At 53.8% G+C, this 15670-nt stretch carries 18 protein-coding genes; 14 read left to right on the top strand and 4 right to left on the bottom strand.

From position 1 onward, the window contains the following. The 3 genes from RI563_RS09175 to RI563_RS09165 all read right to left on the bottom strand — a co-directional run. On the bottom strand, positions 1–815 hold an 815-nt coding region (locus RI563_RS09175; protein WP_310694075.1), incomplete at its 3' end, for an alpha/beta hydrolase. Between the two features lie 371 nt (positions 816–1186). Then, the gene (locus RI563_RS09170; RefSeq protein WP_310694074.1) at positions 1187–2608 is read right to left on the bottom strand and encodes a heavy metal sensor histidine kinase; all 1422 of its coding nucleotides are present in this window, start codon (positions 2606–2608) and stop codon (positions 1187–1189) included. A 5-nt stretch (positions 2609–2613) separates the two neighbouring features. Next, a complete protein-coding gene (locus RI563_RS09165) occupies positions 2614–3297 on the bottom strand; it encodes a heavy metal response regulator transcription factor (RefSeq protein WP_310694073.1) in 684 nt (227 codons plus the stop codon). A gap of 476 nt (positions 3298–3773) precedes the next feature. Between RI563_RS09165 and RI563_RS09160 the strand changes: the two genes are divergently transcribed. The 13 genes from RI563_RS09160 (at position 3774) to RI563_RS09100 (ending at position 14622) form a co-directional block, all read left to right on the top strand. After that, positions 3774–4277, top strand: coding sequence for a cupredoxin family protein (locus RI563_RS09160; protein ID WP_310694072.1), 504 nt, complete (start codon positions 3774–3776; stop codon positions 4275–4277). A gap of 53 nt (positions 4278–4330) precedes the next feature. Further along, on the top strand, positions 4331–5467 hold the full coding sequence (locus RI563_RS09155) for a porin (RefSeq protein WP_310694071.1): 1137 nt from the start codon (positions 4331–4333) through the stop codon (positions 5465–5467). A gap of 93 nt (positions 5468–5560) precedes the next feature. Beyond that, positions 5561–5773, top strand: a complete 213-nt coding sequence (locus tag RI563_RS09150; protein WP_310694070.1) for a hypothetical protein — start codon at positions 5561–5563, stop codon at positions 5771–5773. A 208-nt stretch (positions 5774–5981) separates the two neighbouring features. Then, positions 5982–6212: a glutaredoxin family protein gene (locus tag RI563_RS09145; protein WP_310694069.1), complete on the top strand. Its 231-nt coding sequence runs from the start codon at positions 5982–5984 to the stop codon at positions 6210–6212. 30 nt (positions 6213–6242) lie between these two features. Further along, entirely contained in the window at positions 6243–7235 is a 993-nt protein-coding gene (locus tag RI563_RS09140; RefSeq protein ID WP_310694068.1) for a PQQ-binding-like beta-propeller repeat protein, read from the top strand. A 47-nt stretch (positions 7236–7282) separates the two neighbouring features. Continuing rightward, entirely contained in the window at positions 7283–7522 is a 240-nt protein-coding gene (locus RI563_RS09135; RefSeq protein ID WP_310694067.1) for an SHOCT domain-containing protein, read from the top strand. After that, complete coding sequence (locus RI563_RS09130) at positions 7522–9567, top strand: copper-translocating P-type ATPase (RefSeq protein WP_310694066.1); 2046 nt, start codon at positions 7522–7524, stop codon at positions 9565–9567. Before RI563_RS09135 ends, RI563_RS09130 begins: the two co-directional genes overlap by 1 nt. Positions 9568–9652: 85 nt before the next feature. Then, complete coding sequence (locus RI563_RS09125; RefSeq protein WP_310694065.1) at positions 9653–10135, top strand: hypothetical protein; 483 nt, start codon at positions 9653–9655, stop codon at positions 10133–10135. A 154-nt stretch (positions 10136–10289) separates the two neighbouring features. After that, positions 10290–10718 carry a hypothetical protein gene (locus RI563_RS09120; RefSeq protein ID WP_310694064.1) on the top strand — a complete coding sequence of 143 codons (429 nt, stop codon included), beginning with the start codon at positions 10290–10292 and terminating at the stop codon, positions 10716–10718. Positions 10719–10804: 86 nt separating this feature from the next. After that, positions 10805–11272, top strand: coding sequence for a hypothetical protein (locus tag RI563_RS09115; protein WP_310694063.1), 468 nt, complete (start codon positions 10805–10807; stop codon positions 11270–11272). 182 nt (positions 11273–11454) lie between these two features. Then, positions 11455–11847, top strand: coding sequence for a hypothetical protein (locus RI563_RS09110; protein ID WP_310694062.1), 393 nt, complete (start codon positions 11455–11457; stop codon positions 11845–11847). Positions 11848–11959: 112 nt separating this feature from the next. Continuing rightward, positions 11960–13822 (top strand): copper resistance system multicopper oxidase, encoded by a 1863-nt coding sequence (locus tag RI563_RS09105; protein WP_310694061.1) that lies wholly within the window; start codon positions 11960–11962, stop codon positions 13820–13822. Positions 13823–13842: 20 nt separating this feature from the next. Then, a complete protein-coding gene (locus RI563_RS09100; RefSeq protein ID WP_310694060.1) occupies positions 13843–14622 on the top strand; it encodes a copper resistance protein B in 780 nt (259 codons plus the stop codon). 210 nt (positions 14623–14832) lie between these two features. Here the strand turns inward: RI563_RS09100 and RI563_RS09095 are convergent, their stop codons facing one another. Continuing rightward, the gene (locus RI563_RS09095; protein WP_310694059.1) at positions 14833–15297 is read right to left on the bottom strand and encodes a peroxiredoxin; all 465 of its coding nucleotides are present in this window, start codon (positions 15295–15297) and stop codon (positions 14833–14835) included. Positions 15298–15463: 166 nt separating this feature from the next. On the opposite strand from RI563_RS09095, the gene RI563_RS09090 reads away from it, so the two are divergent. After that, a partial coding sequence (locus tag RI563_RS09090; RefSeq protein ID WP_310694058.1) for a DJ-1/PfpI family protein occupies positions 15464–15670 on the top strand: 207 nt, incomplete at its 3' end.

Genomic DNA, 15670 nt, shown 5'->3' with positions numbered 1-15670 from the left:
TCGATATTGGTTACACGATCATCATTATCCACGAGAGGATAATATTGCTCCTTGAGGCTGAATACATAATCATCTTCTGTGCAACGACCATCCTGGTTATATTGACGGCATGTATTTCTCTCGTCGGTCACAATTTTTATAAAGTTATTCACCTGCGGGATCAGAGTGCCCGGTTTGCGGATAAAATCTGAAGCCGAGGTGATTTCAAACCATTTGTCTCCACTAATCGCATAACATATCGGCACTACCAAACCCAGGCTAAGAATCCGGGCTACTGGCGATCCGCAATGGTTTGCTGCTGAAATGCCACTGAAAGGTGACGAGATGGTTATCAAGCGAAGTTGCGCATCAGTATTGATTTGATTGTCTCTTTCGCGAACCAGCGCTTTACGAGTAATCAGTCCACCCTGGCTATGCCCGATGACTGTAAACTGCTTGTTGTCCATAGCTTTGCTGAGTTGCTGCAAACTGTGAATCATTTCGGCAGCGCTGTGGTTCAGGCTGTCACGGTCGTCATACGTAAAACAGGCAGTTTGCTGGCCGTGAAACGCAAACACTTCAGACAGGGCCCGAAATCTACCCGACGAGGAAAAGCAGCCATGCGCGAGAATGATGGTGGGGCTTTGTGAATCAAGGTGTAACGTGCGGTCCGGGTTGTCGGTACAGGGCCCGAGTCCCTTGATGTTGACACTGATATTCGGCGTTGGCAGATTTCCGTCGTCGATATCCCATAGCGCCGGATCGGACGGGTTGGGCGTCATGCAGCCTGTTGTTAGCAACATTGCCGCAAGTAAAACAAGCGCAGTACGATACATTGAGATATACCTGACAAACGATAAAAAAATATCCTGCTTCAACAGGATTATAGAGAATTCAACGTAATGTGTACCGGCGTTATTTCCTGGATTCGGCACACAAATCCAGCGACTGTTAGTTGGTTACCCGGGAAGGGACCGGTGTGCTGGTCGACCACAATAAGTACTTAAGTAGCCGACATTAATAATCAATAACTTGGCGTCGTTCTTCCACAATAACCGCTAAAAATACCCATAATATTAAAACGTAAAAAGATGGTTGTATTTTATCCACAACAAGTACTAAAGATGTCGTACAAAAACTGACATACCGTCTGTCAGGGAAAATCCAGGCAGATGGTCGATGGCCTCCCTATCGATTTATTGCGCCTTCACCTGTTGTCCGTACTGATTGACCCCTGGTGTAACGGTAAAGATATCTGGAATCTTGTGAGCCCATTATACGAGGTAACATCAACTTTTCCACCATGCGCCGTGACGATCGATTTGACGATAGCAAGACCCAGCCCGGCACCATCAACGCCTTGTTGCCGGGAGAAATCGATACGATAGAAGCGGTCGAACAATTTTGAGAGATGTTCCGGCGGGATAGTCTGACCAGGGTTTTCGACAGCAATAGTGACCCGACTGTTTTCAGTACTGATTGTCACACGTACAATTCCACCGGCGGGTGTATGACGGATGGCATTGGAGATGAGATTACCGAATGCCCGGCGCAGCATGGCCTGGTGGCCCAGGACGGCAGCCGCACCTGTTCGTTCAAGTGCAATGCCGCATTCCTCGGCCCAACCGCCATAATAATCGAACAGCTTATCCACTTCCTCATCAAGATTTACGGGCCCGACGTCGATTTGCTTACGATTGTCGGTTTGGGCCAGAAACAACATATCATTGACCATCTGCGCTAATCGATCGTATTCCTCTACGTTTGAATAGAGGATGTCCTGGTATTCATTTATGGTGCGTGCACGTGAAAGAGCCACCTGCGTCTGGGTCATCAGGTTGGTTATGGGTGTACGAAGTTCATGAGCGATATCGGCATTAAAATCCGCAAGGAGCTGGAATGCCTCGTCCATGCGTTGCAACATCTCGTTGAACGAGGTTACGAGATCGACAAGTTCATATGGCACGCCTTCATAGGGCAAGCGAGTATCCAGATCCCTCGCGCTGATACGACGAATTCGGGAGATGATTTCATGAAGTGGCGCGTGTCCTCGTCGGACGGCGACCCATCCCATGATGCTCATAACAATCACACTTCCGGCAATCATAAGCCACAGATTGCGGCGAAACGTGTTCAGAAAGTGGAGGTGTTCATCGAAAGGAACTGCAGCAACAATACGAAAAGGCCCTCTGTTATCGGGCCCGATTTCGTTGAATGTACGAACTAATACGGTGTAAGACGAGCCATCGTAGTTCCATCGACGTTCCAGGTCATCTTCCAACTGACTTTGATGCGGGATTTTGATGGTGGAGAGATCCGGCTCGGAGCTGATATAGAGAGTCCTATCATCCCGTGTGGTGACAAACAGCGAGGCGTCGTGATGTCCTACCAGGATATCATCGAAGCGTTGTTCAAGCGTCGCTGAATACTTATCGCTTTTAGCGGTTGCCAGTGCATTCTGTACGGCATCGACAATAACCCTGAGTTCATCCGTGTCCTGCGAGAAAAAATGGTTTTCCATCGATTTATTGATCACCAGGCCGAACACTGATAATACAATAGTAGCGGCGATGGTAAACAGCAGCGTAAGACGAAGTGCGAGAGACAGAGGGCGTCGTAAAAATCGCATTAGAGTCAACTGTCAACCGTGCTGTCCAGCATGTACCCCATCCCACGTACAGTATGAATAAGTCGCGGCTCGAAATCGTCATCGATCTTGGCGCGCAGCCGACGGATGGCAACATCGATAACATTCGTGTCGCTATCAAAGTTCATATCCCACACCTGCGATGCAATCAACGAGCGCGGTAATACTTCATCGCAGTGTCGCAACATCAATTCCAATAAGGCGAACTCCTTTGCGGTGAGCTGTATTTTCTTTCCTGATCGGGTGACGCGCCGGCGCATCAGGTCAAGCTCGAGGTCCGCGACCGTCAACGTCGTTTCTGTGGCATTTGCGTTACCACGGCGGAGCAGGGTCCGCACCCGTGCCAGCAGTTCGGCAAAGGCAAACGGCTTGACCAGGTAGTCGTCGGCACCAAGCTCCAGACCCTTGACCCGGTCTTCGATGCTGTCTCGCGCGGTAAGAAAGAGCACCGGGACCTTGTTATCCGCCTCGCGCAGGGATTGAAGTATTCGCCATCCGTCAATATCGGGCAGCAGAACATCCAGGATGATGAGATCGTGCTTTTCCGTCATGGCAAGGTGATGACCATCGAGCCCGTTTCTGGCCAGGTCGACCACATAGCCCGCTTCGGTGAGTCCCTGGCGCAGGTATTCACTGATCTTGGATTCATCCTCGACGATCAGGATTTTCATGCTTGGTCCTCTCTATTCAGGCATAAACGGATAATTTCGTGAAGCCTCATGCCGACTCGAATGTTCTTCCTATTCAAACTCAGGCTACTTTCTATCGGCTGACCAAAAAATGACATAACCATTACAACATTGTAATCAATGGGTCACTTCCGGGACAGGGTAACCTCGTTATTTTTCACAAGTAAAGCAGGGCGTGGCCTGCTGGGGATATCCGAAATCAGTAAATCAGGAGTTATAACCGGGGGAAGACTCGGATAAAGCGAGGTGTCCAGTCTCACAGCGTGTTGCCCGATCCGATTAATTTCGCCGGCAGTCTACGCATCGCCCCTCCATCAACGACCCTATTCCGGCAGCGAGTCTTCGCTGGCATGAAGTATCTGGCTCAGGCCGCAGCTGAAGACACCGCTGAGACACGATGTCTCGCTGGTGTCCGTTTCTGGTTATGACTGAATAATACAACGAGGAGATCCTGTTCGATGAGAACAATAATTCAAGTGTTGATGCTGGGTGCTCTGCCCGGGTTGGTAATAGCAAGTGGCAAGCATGCCGGTGGTCATCAGGAGCATGGCTCGCATGCCATGTCGCATATGGATGACCAGACCCACGAAGTCGCCGCCGGCCGCCCAGGTAATCCGGTCAGGGTCGACCGTACCATTACCGTGTTGATGAATGACACCATGCGGTTTGAGCCGGCGTCAATGTCATTCAAGGCGGGTGAAACAATCCGTTTCGAGGTGATGAATACGGGAAAAATTACTCACGAAATGGTGATCGGTACCCTGGATGAACTCAAGGAACATGCGGACATGATGGAAAAAATGCCAGGGATGGCGCATACGGAACCGAACATGATATCGCTGGCCCCGGGCGAGCAGGGCGATCTGGTCTGGAAGTTCGATAACACCGGGACATTTGATTTCGCCTGCCTGATACCCGGCCACCTGGAAGCAGGAATGAGCGGCAGAATCAAGATCGAGTGAAAAATGACGATCCGGTCAATAAACAATCAACCCACCAGCTGCGGAGAAACACTATGTGTACCACACGCGGGATTCCAAAAAGTACGAAGCTTGGCCTGATCATTGGCGCATGTCTGCTGTCTGCACCGGTACTGGCCAGTGAACTCGATGCGTTGAAACAACAGGTCGAAGATCTCCAAACCAGGATAAAGGAAGTTGCCAGCAAGCAATCGGAGTGGAAGCAGGCAACTTCCGTGGTCCATCTCGCCGGCTATGGTGCGGTCAGCTATATAGACTCAGAAGACTCCACAGGAAGTTTTAACCAGGTCCAGTTCGCACCGATTTTTCACTACCAGTACGAGGACTTGATGATGCTGGAGTCCGAGCTGGAGATCACGGTAGGACCCGAAGGCGAAACCGAGACGGAGTTGGAATACCTGACTCTGGACCTGTTTCTCAACGACTATGCTGTTCTCGTGGCGGGCAAGTTCCTCAGTCCCGTAGGCCAGTTCCGCCAGAATCTACATCCTTCCTGGATCAACAAACTGCCTTCGGCGCCGCCGGGCTTCGGGCACGGGGGCGCGGCCCCGGTCTCCGACACGGGTTTGCAGATACGGGGTGGTCTCCCAATGGGGGGGATGCGCGGTAACTATGCCCTGTATATCGCAAACGGGCCTGAACTGGAACTGGATGGCGGAGAGGTCCATGAGATTCTGGCCGAAGGTCGGACCCGGGATATCGATGGTGACAAAAGCGTGGGTGGCCGGTTTGGGTTATTGCCGGTTCCGGGCCTGGAGGTGGCTCTCTCTTTTGTCACCGGGAAGGCGCAGGACCAGACCGAAGTACAGCCACCCCAGGATTATGACGTGATCGGCGCCGACTTTGCCTGGCAATGGCGCGATCTGGAACTGCGGGGCGAATACCTGCGTGCAGAGGTGGCGGAGCTGCCTTCAGTAGAGGGTGGAGAATGGCAGACCTGGTATACCCAGGCGTCATACAAGTTTTTGCCGGGCAACTTCGAAGGCGTGATCCGCTACACCGACTTCGATTCGCCGCACGCCGACGATGATCAGAAACAGTGGGCACTGGGCATCAACTATCTGTTTGCCGCCAATGTCATCGCCAAGCTGGCTTATGAGAGTAACGACGGGCAGACAGGTTCAGCGACTGACGATAACCGCATCCTGGCGCAAATAGCTTACGGATTTTAAGGAGATAATACGATGAGTTATTCAATCGGACCGATATTGGCACCAGTGCTTCTTGCAGGGGTCTTGAGCCTGACAATGATACAGGGCGGTGTCGTGAGCGCGGCAGAAAATGAACCCAAAGCCGGTGACATTACCCGCGGCGCGCAAAGCTGGGCGGAAAACTGCATGCGTTGCCACAATATGCGTGATCCCCGGGAGTTTCGTGATGATTTATGGAAGCCCATCGTGACGCATATGCGGGTGCGGGCGGGGCTAACCGGACAGGAAGCGCGCGATATCCTGGCGTTCATCCAGAACAGCAACTAGAGTGAGATGTAGCAGCTCAACGCACGCCCGGTACGGTACCGGATACCGGAACATAAGCCGGAACAACACCTCCTGATAAAACTGCGACGGTTAAATTACATTATTGTAATGATCTTGTCACCTTCAAGACAGGGAGGGGCCGCTATGGTCGATTGGAAAATCAACTTGCGTGGCCCGGTTATTGTCAGTCGGGCATCAGGAGACAGTCATGAAAGTGCAAATCATCGCCACTCATCAGTGCACTCATCGGGTTAATCTGGAAAACGAACTGAGTCATCTGGGGGTGCCGTATGAAGTTTTGTATGTCGAGGACAACCCTGATCTGGTTGCCCGCCATCAGATCCGTCATTCCCCCAATCTGCTGGTCGACGATCAGATCGTTTGTCGCGAGCAACCTACCGAGAGTCAGCTGCGTGAACTGTTGAAAATCTCGAATTGAATGCAAATTAAACTGCTTCGGGAGATAGCAATGATTCACTCCCTCTCTCGTGCCTTAACGATGTTGTTCATCCTGCTTGGTGGGGCGGCAACAGCCTTCGCCTCGCCGACGGTCTATATTCCGCTGGGCTCGGCCAACCAGGTCATCGCCGTGGACGCCAAAACACACCGCATCACCGCGAAGTATGCGAATGTCACCAACCCCCACGGATTGGTGGCCACGCCGGACGGTGAATACCTGGTTGCCGGCAGTCTGGCGGAAAGCGCGCAATCGCCCGACACTGGCCCCGATGAACCTACCAGCAAGCTCTATCTGATTCACCCGGCGCACGGCCATGTCATGCAGACCATCCCCGTGGCAGGGTGGAGCCACCATCAGGCGATCACCCCGGACGGCCGCTATGTCATCTCCACCCATGCCACCCGCGGGGATGTCAGCGTGCTGGACATGACCACCAACCAGATTGTGCGCCGCATCCCGACCGGACCCGCGCCGAACTACACTCTGATCACCCGTGACGGCCGGCGCGCCTATGTCAGTAACAGCGGCGATGGGACCATTACCGAAATCGATTTGAACAGCTGGAAGCCATTGCGCACCCTGGAAGGTGGGGCCTCGCCGGAGCATATGGTCTTCTCCACTGACGAGCAGACCTTTTATGTCACCAATCCCCGTATCGGCAAGGTTGCCGCCATCTCGGTCGCAAGTGGCAAGCTTGTGCGAACTTATGAGATAGGCCCTGACACTCACGGGCTGGATATTGGTGATGACGGTAAAACCCTGTTTGTCACCAGCAAGAAGGCCGCAACCCTGTCGGCGGTGAACACTGAAAGCGGTGAAATTCGTTCCGTTTCGCTGGAACCGGCGCCCTATCATCTGAACACCATCCCGGACACGGGCACCCTCTATGTCTCCAGTCGCGGCAAACCGGTAATCTGGGTGATCGATCAACAGTCGTTGAAAGTGATCAAAACAATCGATTTGCCGGGTGGCGAAGGCCATCAGATGGCGATTGTCAAATAAACGGCATTGCTGCTAATCAAACAAACACTGCTTCCAGGGAGTTAATTATGATGGATGGAGGAATTGGGTTTACGCACGGCGCAGGGGGCATATTCGGATTGCTGTTCTGGATAATCCTGATTGTCCTGATCGTTGTGGCGGTACGCTGGCTCATGAACGCCAACGGTAACCAAAGCGGGCGGAGTAACAGTGCGCTGGATATACTCGACCAGCGTTATGCTCGTGGCGAGATCGATCAGCAAGAATATGAACAAAAACGGCGTGAAATCAGCCAAAAGGACAACTGATGGAGCACCATGATCACGACCAGGCCGGTCACCAGTCCGGTCATCGGCATGACCATTCACATCACAATAATCATGGCGGCCACGATCACGAGGCGATGGTGGAGGATTTCCGTCGGCGTTTCTGGATTTCAATAATCCTGACGATTCCCATCCTCGGCCTGTCGCCGATGATTCAGAGTTTTCTGGGCCTGCGGGAGACGCTGGCCTTCACCGGCGACAGTTATCTTCTGTTTATCTTGTCCAGTGGCGTGTTTTTCTATGGCGGCTGGCCCTTTTTAACCGGTGCCATCTCGGAAATCGGCAAGCGCGCCCCCGGCATGATGACACTGATCGGGCTGGCCGTTACCGTAGCCTATCTTTATTCCTCTGCGGTGGTGTTCGGCCTGTCTGGCAAGGTGTTTTTCTGGGAGCTGGCCACCCTGATCGACGTCATGCTGCTGGGCCACTGGATCGAAATGAAATCGGTAATGGGCGCTTCGGGCGCGCTCGAGGCGCTGGTCAAACTCATGCCAACCGAAGCCCACCGGGTGACTGCCAGCGGTGATCTGGAGGACATTTCGGTGAAGGAACTGCAACAGGGCGATCATGTCCGGGTCAAGCCGGGGGAAAAGGTCCCCACCGACGGCGTGATCATCGACGGACGCAGCAGTCTCAACGAGGCGATGTTGACCGGCGAGTCCAAACCGGTCAGCCGGGGCGAGGGCGAGGAAGTGATTGGCGGCGCCGTCAATGGCGAGGGTGCCATTACCATCGAGATCCGCAAGACCGGGGAGGAGACCTACCTCTCGCAGGTGATCGAGATGGTTCGACAGGCCCAGGGGTCGCGTTCACGAACGCAGGATCTGGCCAACCGTGCCGCACAATGGCTGACCTATATCGCCCTGTCGGTCGGCATCCTGACATTGTTAATCTGGTTAGCCTTCGGGCAGGATTTTGAGTTCTCACTGGAGCGCATGGTGACGGTGATGGTTATTACCTGCCCGCATGCACTGGGGCTGGCCGTGCCGTTGGTGGTGGCGGTGAGCACCAGCATGGCCGCCGGTCATGGTTTATTGATTCGGGATCGAGCCAGCTTTGAGCGTGCGCGGGAACTGGATGCGATTGTCTTCGACAAGACCGGCACCCTCACCGAAGGCCGCTTCGGCGTGACCGATATCATCCCCCTGGCCGACATTAGCGACAAAGAGATCCTGCGGCTGGCTGCCGCGCTGGAGACCCATTCCGAACATCCCATCGCCCGTGGCGTAGTGGCCTCGGCACAGGAACAGGATCTGATGGATGCCCGGGCCAGTGATGTTCAGAACATCACAGGTCAAGGTATCAAGGCCGAGGTTGATGGAAAGGAAACTCTGATCGTCAGTTCCGGCTACCTGAAAGCCAACCACTTCCAGTTTGATGACTCCCCGGTTCGCCAGGTGACGGAGCAGGGCAAGACCGTGGTTTATCTTGTTGTCGATGGTGAGGTGACGGGTGCTCTGGCGCTGGCCGATATCGTGCGCAAGGAATCCCATGCCGCGATCAAGCGGCTCAAGGCACTGGGTATACAGTGCATGATGCTGACCGGCGATGGCGAGGCTGTAGCACGTGCGGTCGCGCAGGAACTGCAACTGGATGATTATTTTTCCGAAGTGCTGCCGCACGAGAAGGCCGACAAAATTCGTGAAGTCCGTGCGCGTGGTCTACGGGTTGCCATGGTGGGTGACGGCGTCAATGACGCACCCGCGCTGGCGGAATCGGATCTGGGCATTGCCATTGGCGCCGGGACCGATGTCGCTATCGAGTCGGCGGATGTGGTGTTGGTGCGCAGCGATCCCCGTGATGTTGCGGCTATCATGGCGCTCTCCCGTGCCACCTACAACAAAATGATCCAGAACCTGCTTTGGGCGACAGGTTATAACGTGGTCGCCATACCACTGGCCGCCGGTGTTGCTTATAGCGCGGGGGTAGTGTTATCACCCGCCATGGGCGCGGCACTGATGTCACTGAGCACCGTCATCGTGGCCATCAACGCCAGGCTGCTGGGGCGTCAACAAATCGAGGAATGAATTTGCGAACACCATGGTAGTTCACTCAGATGCATTTTGACTTAACTGTTCAAATCGTCACCTGATAACCAGAAAGGAGAGAAACGTGAGAAGACAAAACCTTTGGCATAACTATCTGATTTATAGCATAGCAGTGCTTGCGCTGCTTTTTTCGACGGCACATGCCTCCGGACCCAGCAACCAGAAATCAGTGCAGGGTGTTTCGATCTATCTCGGGGTTGTTCCGGCTTCCGTCGTCATTGACCATGATCCGGAACACCCGGAGAGAAAGATGCATGGCGGTACACCGCGAGATAGCCATTATGAGCATGTCATGGTAGCCCTGTTCGATGAACAGAGTGGAAAACGCATCACAGAGGCCGAAGTAACCGCGAAAGTCTCCCGTCCCGGCCTTCAGCCGATACGAAAAAAGCTGGAACCGATGGCTATATCCGGGGCAATGACATTCGGCAACTACTTCAAGATGGCCGAAGACGGTACCTATCGTGTCGAGGTGAAAATTAGTCACCCTGGAAAAACTGGTGCTGTTAAGGCGGTTTTTGAACATGAACATAAATATCGGCACTAACCCGTTAAATGACTCGAGATGAGCGCCCGACCGTCCTGCACGAACCCGAGGCAGCTAGTCAGCGGTATTGTGACGACAATGGAATGATCGTTTATATGCAAGGTAAGCGCCGGCGATATATGAGTAGACAGAAATCAAAGCGGAGGAAGTCTTTATGAAGATACAAAACAGGATTGGCGCGCTGTTGATTGTCGTGCTGACATCGACCTGGACAGTGTCAGTAGCACAGGAGGGTCGCATTGAAATGCCGCCCAAATTTTCGTTGAATGAAGAACCGGAGAAAGTTCTGTCGATGTATCCGCTGAGCGATATTGACAAGAATACAGCTTTCGCGCATCACGGTAAGGCAGATAATGAGCTAACGCTCCCCAACGGAAAAGAGGGTTGGCTGTATGATGTCGGGAAAAAGGAATGGCATAGGACTTACACGCTCGTCTTTGGTAGTGATGGTGTCGTGATTGATGTTCTATATTACGATCACGGACATTTTTCGAAGCATGGGTTGACAGCGCTGCAAGTACAGACGAACCAGATCCGTACCAAGAGTCCGGCCCTCGGGCCGGGGCCAGGAGGTAAGCAGTAAACATGTATCACGACGGTTAGCTTCTCCCTGAGAGAGAAGCTTGTCATGTAGTAGAAGCGCAACAATTGCAACAGGAGGAAGTGATTATGAAGTCTAAAACATTAGTATTCGGTATTCTCATGGTAACCAGCATGGCGGCCTCGGCTGCGCAGCATGGTGGGGGCATGATGAATATGCAGGAACGTATGCAGAATATGGACCGTATGATGGAACAGGCCCGCAAGACCGGGGACCAGGATAAGCATATGAAACTCATGCAACAGCATATGAAGGAGATGCGTGAGAGCATGGGGCAAATGAACGAAATGATGGGAGGACGCCAGCAGATGATGGAGCAGATGGGTGGCGGCATGATGATGGGCAAGGAAGGCCAGCGTGGCATGATGGGCGGCGGCATGATGGGCAAGCGCGGCGATGATGCCGGCCAGAAGATGTCGCCCGAAATGATGCAACAACGTATGGGCAATATGCAGCAACGTATGGATATGATGCAAATGATGATGGATCAAATGATGGAGCATCAACAGGAATACGAAAGGATGCGCAACCAGTAAGGGCTGCAATGGGGAGGGCTGTTGATGACAGCGCTCCCCCGGCTTTTTGGCCAGCAGTCACAACGGAGAAGTATAGTGATGGCGGCTGGTCTATATGCAGCGTGCACCTTGTATGATTTCACGTGAACCATCTGATAAAATAAGAGTCAAAATTTAATGGATGCTGACCCAAGCTCAAACTTATGAACCGTAACTTGCTGAAAAGTCTGGTTTTTATGCTGTTTCTGGGGATGCTCCCGGTACAGGCAACAGCAGCGGTTGATGCAGGGCTTCAATCCGTGGAGCCCATGATCGAGCAACTTGTTGCTGTAGGCGAAAACACGCATCCGGTGAATCGCGTTGAGCTATCCGCCAAGGCGGTTTGTTGCGCATCCGACTCGAAATCTGGCTGTAATCATTGTTCTGATAATAGCTGCGACAGTAGCGGGTCCTGTGGCTCCTGCTCGCACTGCATCTCAGCATTACTGGCGATGATGAGCCAGTCATCTGAATCTGAACCTTCCTATATGCCATTACCGTTCAACTTCTTCCAGACGGCCTATCAGGCCACCGAACCCCGGCCGCCTCAAACCTGATCTATCTGTGTTGTGTACCCATTCGGGTACGTTGTTCTCATCAATATCAATTTTGAGCGTATTGCCAGCAACCCGGCAGTGCGACACCTTATAGAGAAGGGGAGGTATTCCCATGAACGAATATTCCGATTCCAAATACCCGGCATCGTTTACTCGCCGGCGGTTCTTGCAGGGGACGGCGGCGATGGCCGTTCTGGCCGGCCTGGGTCGGCTTGCGCCGGCCTATGCCTGGCAACAGACCGGCAACCTGGTTGCCCAGAAGACAGTATCCGGCAACACCGATATTTTTGATTTGACGATTGACCATACTCCGATGGATATCGGCGGGCGCAGCGCAAATCCGATCACCATCAACGGCTCAATCCCGGGGCCGCTCATCCGAATGCAGGAGGGGCGCGAGGTGATGCTGCGCGTGACCAATAACCTGTCAGAGAGTACTTCGATTCACTGGCACGGTATCCTGCTACCGGAAAACATGGACGGGGTGCCCGGCGTCAGCTTCCCGGGTATCAAACCCGGTGAGACTTTCGTTTACCGCTATCCGGTCAGGCAGAGCGGAACCTACTGGTATCACAGCCATTCCGGCCTCCAGGAACAGCTCGGCCATTATGGCCCCCTCATCGTCGATCCGGCACAGCCGGAGCCTTTCGAATATGACCGTGACTACGTGGTCATGCTCTCGGACTGGACCTATGACGATCCCTACCATGTGCTGGCCAATCTGAAAAAAGCCGAAGGCTATTACAACTACCAGAAGCGGACGACCGGTGACTTCTTTGACGATGTGTCCAGCATGGGCTGGGGACCGGCAATGGATAAATGGAAGATGTGGGGCCAGATGCGCATGAGCCCGCGGGACATTCTGGATGTCACCGGCAGCGTGTATACCTATCTCATTAATGGTTTACCGTCAGGTTCGAACTGGACCGGCCTGTTCCGGCGTGGGGAGAAGATCCGCCTGCGTTTCATTAATGGTTCGGCCATGTCGTTCTTCGATGTGCGCATTCCCGGATTGAAAATGACCGTGGTCGCAGCCGACGGACAGAACGTGGAACCGGTCCCAATCGACGAGTTCCGTATCGGCGTGGCCGAGACCTACGATGTCATCGTCGAACCCGACGGGGATCGGGCTTATACCATCTTTGCCGAGGCCATGGATCGCTCCGGCTATGTCAGCGCAACCCTGGCCCCGCGCGAAGGCATGACTGCCCCGGTACCTGAACTCCGGCCACAACCGGTGGAACGTGGCATGAAGTCCATGGGCATGGATCACGACATGATGGGCCATGGTGATATGAATATGGACATGTCATCCCAAAACACCATGGACCAGGACAGCATGCAGATGGATATGTCCTCCAACAGCGGTGAAATGGATCACAGCCAGATGGATATGTCGATGGAGCAGGGCGGCAGTATGGATTCAGCTTCAAAATGGGTGTTGCAGGATCGCAAGATCAGTCACGGCCCGGACAATCACGGGGCCGGCGCGGCCATGGTGTCCCCCAATCCGATGAACCGCATGGATGATCCCGGTATCGGACTGGAAAATGTCGGCCATAAAGTCCTGGTCTACAACGATCTGCGCGGATTGCATCCCTGGCCGGATCAACGCGAGCCACAACGGGAAATCGAACTGCATCTGACCGGCAATATGGAACGCTACATGTGGTCGTTCGACGGCGAGAAGTTCTCCGAGGTCGACGGTCCCATTCGCTTCCATCATGGCGAACGGCTGCGACTGATCCTGGTTAATGACACCATGATGGATCATCCGATCCATTTGCACGGGATGTGGATGGAGCTGGAAAACAAGCACGGCAATTACCGGCCGCGCAAACACACGCTCAGCGTCAAGCCCGGAGAAATGCTCTCGGCCCAAATTACGGCCGACGCCCCCGGTGATTGGGCATTTCATTGTCACCTCCTGTACCACATGAAAGCGGGCATGTTCCGCGTGGTCTCAGTGGCTTAACTCAACAGGAGGATATTACAATGAAACTATTAACAAACAATCTGCTCACATCGACGCTTGCCGCCACTGTTGTGTTAACCACTCTGGTCTCCGCAGCGCAGGCTGAAATGAAACCCAAGAAACCCGGCTGGCCGATTCCGGTGCACGACACCACGCACTACAGCAAGTTGATGATTGATCGCCTGGAATATGCCTGGGCCGACGAGGAAGACACCGTCAACTGGGAAGGCCAGTACTGGTATGGCGGCGATTACAACCGTCTGTACATCGAAGGCGAAGGGGAAGATGTCGCCAGCGGTGGCGAAGGCGGGGAGATCGAAACCCTGGACATCCTCTATAGTCGAATGATCGCACCTTTCTGGGATCTCCAGATGGGCGCCGGTTACCAGCGTGAATACGGCCCCGGTCCCGACAAGGAACGCGGCTTTGCCGTGCTCGGTATCCAGGGTCTGGCACCATACTGGTTCGAGGTCGATGCCAATCTGCGGCTGAGCGACGACGGCGATGCCTCGGCGGACCTGGAAGCCGAATACGACTGGATGCTGACCCAGCGGACGATCCTGCAGGGTCGTTTTGAGAGCTCGTATGCCGCCAGCGAGGTGGAACGTTTCGGCGTCGGCCAGGGGGTGAATAACGTTAAACTGGGATTACGCCTGCGTTATGAAATCAAACGCGAATTTGCGCCCTACATTGGCGTCAGCTGGAACAAGAAACTCGGCGACACCGCCGATCTGGCCGAAGCCGAGGGGGAAGACCCCGAAATCAGCTCGGTCGTCGCGGGTGTGCGTATGTGGTTCTGAATCGACCGATTGGAGATGAATCGGCGGCGTTGCTTCGACTGGTCGTGCTTGCAAAGCGCGATCAGCCGGAGATTTATACCCCCACACAGTTGGAGCGCATCAGCGGAGTAACGTTATTTCTTAAATTTAACATAATATACATTATGCGCACTAGAGGATGGGCCGGTATGGGCTGGGCCCATCCGGTCCGGCCCCGGCACAGCCGCATTCTCACAGGCTTTTGACCTTCTCCAGCATGGCCTGAGCATGGCCTTCGGGATCGACACCGTATTCCACGTGCGCCAGTTTGCCGGTTTTGTCGATGACAAAGGTCGAGCGCACGATGCCCATTTTCTTCACGCCGTTTTTTTCCTTTTCCTGCCAGACACCGTACTTGTCGCACAGCTCGCCGTCGGTATCGGCCAGCAGATCGACGCGCAGATCGAACTTGCTGATAAAGGCCTGGTGGCTGTCACTGTCGTCCCGGCTGACGCCGAGAACGACGGTATCGTGTTGCGCGAACTCGTCCGCCAGTGTGCTGAACTGGTTGGCTTCCACGGTACAGCCCGGCGTGTCGTCCTTGGGGTAAAAATACAGAATCACGTTTTTGAGGCCTTTGAAATCGGCCAGGCAAACCGGCCGGCTGGACTGATTCGGGACGCAAAAAGGCGGTGCAAATTGACCAGGTTGCAACATTGTTATTCTCCAGGTTATGTCGGGCTCAATCTATCGGCACGTGTATAACATATTCAGCCGGCGCTTTACCCACGCAGATTACAGGTAAATATTGAAATTTCGCAATGCGTCATGCTTGTTTACTGGTCTACAGTTTATCTGACACAACATGGCAAGGAGATGCATTATGAGCAAACTGGTCTTTATCGTTGGCGAAGGGTTTGAGGACTCCGAGTTTCAGGTGCCCTATGAGCATCTGAAAAAAGCCGGCTATGACATCGATGTGATGGGCAACGAGGCCGGTGTGGACGTACACGGCAAGAAAGACGGCATCGCGGCACATATTGATATCGATGCCCGGGGCGTTTACCCGGATGATTATGTCGGGATGGTG

The sequence above is a fragment of the Thiohalophilus sp. genome (genome assembly GCF_031581315.1).
Classification (GTDB): Bacteria; Pseudomonadota; Gammaproteobacteria; order UBA6429; family Thiohalophilaceae; genus Thiohalophilus.
The sequence above is the reverse complement of the archived record's forward strand: the minus strand, read 5'-3'. Positions and strand labels throughout refer to the sequence as shown.

Excerpts from the sequence above, each read along its gene's own strand:
- RI563_RS09100 (WP_310694060.1), top strand. The coding sequence starts at position 13,843 with ATGAAACTATTAACAAACAATCTGCTCACATCGACGCTTGCCGCCACT.
- RI563_RS09145 (WP_310694069.1), top strand. The coding sequence starts at position 5,982 with ATGAAAGTGCAAATCATCGCCACTCATCAGTGCACTCATCGGGTTAAT.
- RI563_RS09115 (WP_310694063.1), top strand. The coding sequence starts at position 10,805 with ATGAAGTCTAAAACATTAGTATTCGGTATTCTCATGGTAACCAGCATG.
- RI563_RS09170 (WP_310694074.1), bottom strand. The coding sequence starts at position 2,608 with ATGCGATTTTTACGACGCCCTCTGTCTCTCGCACTTCGTCTTACGCTG.
- RI563_RS09160 (WP_310694072.1), top strand. The coding sequence starts at position 3,774 with ATGAGAACAATAATTCAAGTGTTGATGCTGGGTGCTCTGCCCGGGTTG.
- RI563_RS09105 (WP_310694061.1), top strand. The coding sequence starts at position 11,960 with ATGAACGAATATTCCGATTCCAAATACCCGGCATCGTTTACTCGCCGG.
- RI563_RS09165 (WP_310694073.1), bottom strand. The coding sequence starts at position 3,297 with ATGAAAATCCTGATCGTCGAGGATGAATCCAAGATCAGTGAATACCTG.
- RI563_RS09140 (WP_310694068.1), top strand. The coding sequence starts at position 6,243 with ATGATTCACTCCCTCTCTCGTGCCTTAACGATGTTGTTCATCCTGCTT.
- RI563_RS09155 (WP_310694071.1), top strand. The coding sequence starts at position 4,331 with ATGTGTACCACACGCGGGATTCCAAAAAGTACGAAGCTTGGCCTGATC.
- RI563_RS09095 (WP_310694059.1), bottom strand. The coding sequence starts at position 15,297 with ATGTTGCAACCTGGTCAATTTGCACCGCCTTTTTGCGTCCCGAATCAG.
- RI563_RS09130 (WP_310694066.1), top strand. The coding sequence starts at position 7,522 with ATGGAGCACCATGATCACGACCAGGCCGGTCACCAGTCCGGTCATCGG.
- RI563_RS09120 (WP_310694064.1), top strand. The coding sequence starts at position 10,290 with ATGAAGATACAAAACAGGATTGGCGCGCTGTTGATTGTCGTGCTGACA.
- RI563_RS09135 (WP_310694067.1), top strand. The coding sequence starts at position 7,283 with ATGATGGATGGAGGAATTGGGTTTACGCACGGCGCAGGGGGCATATTC.
- RI563_RS09110 (WP_310694062.1), top strand. The coding sequence starts at position 11,455 with ATGAACCGTAACTTGCTGAAAAGTCTGGTTTTTATGCTGTTTCTGGGG.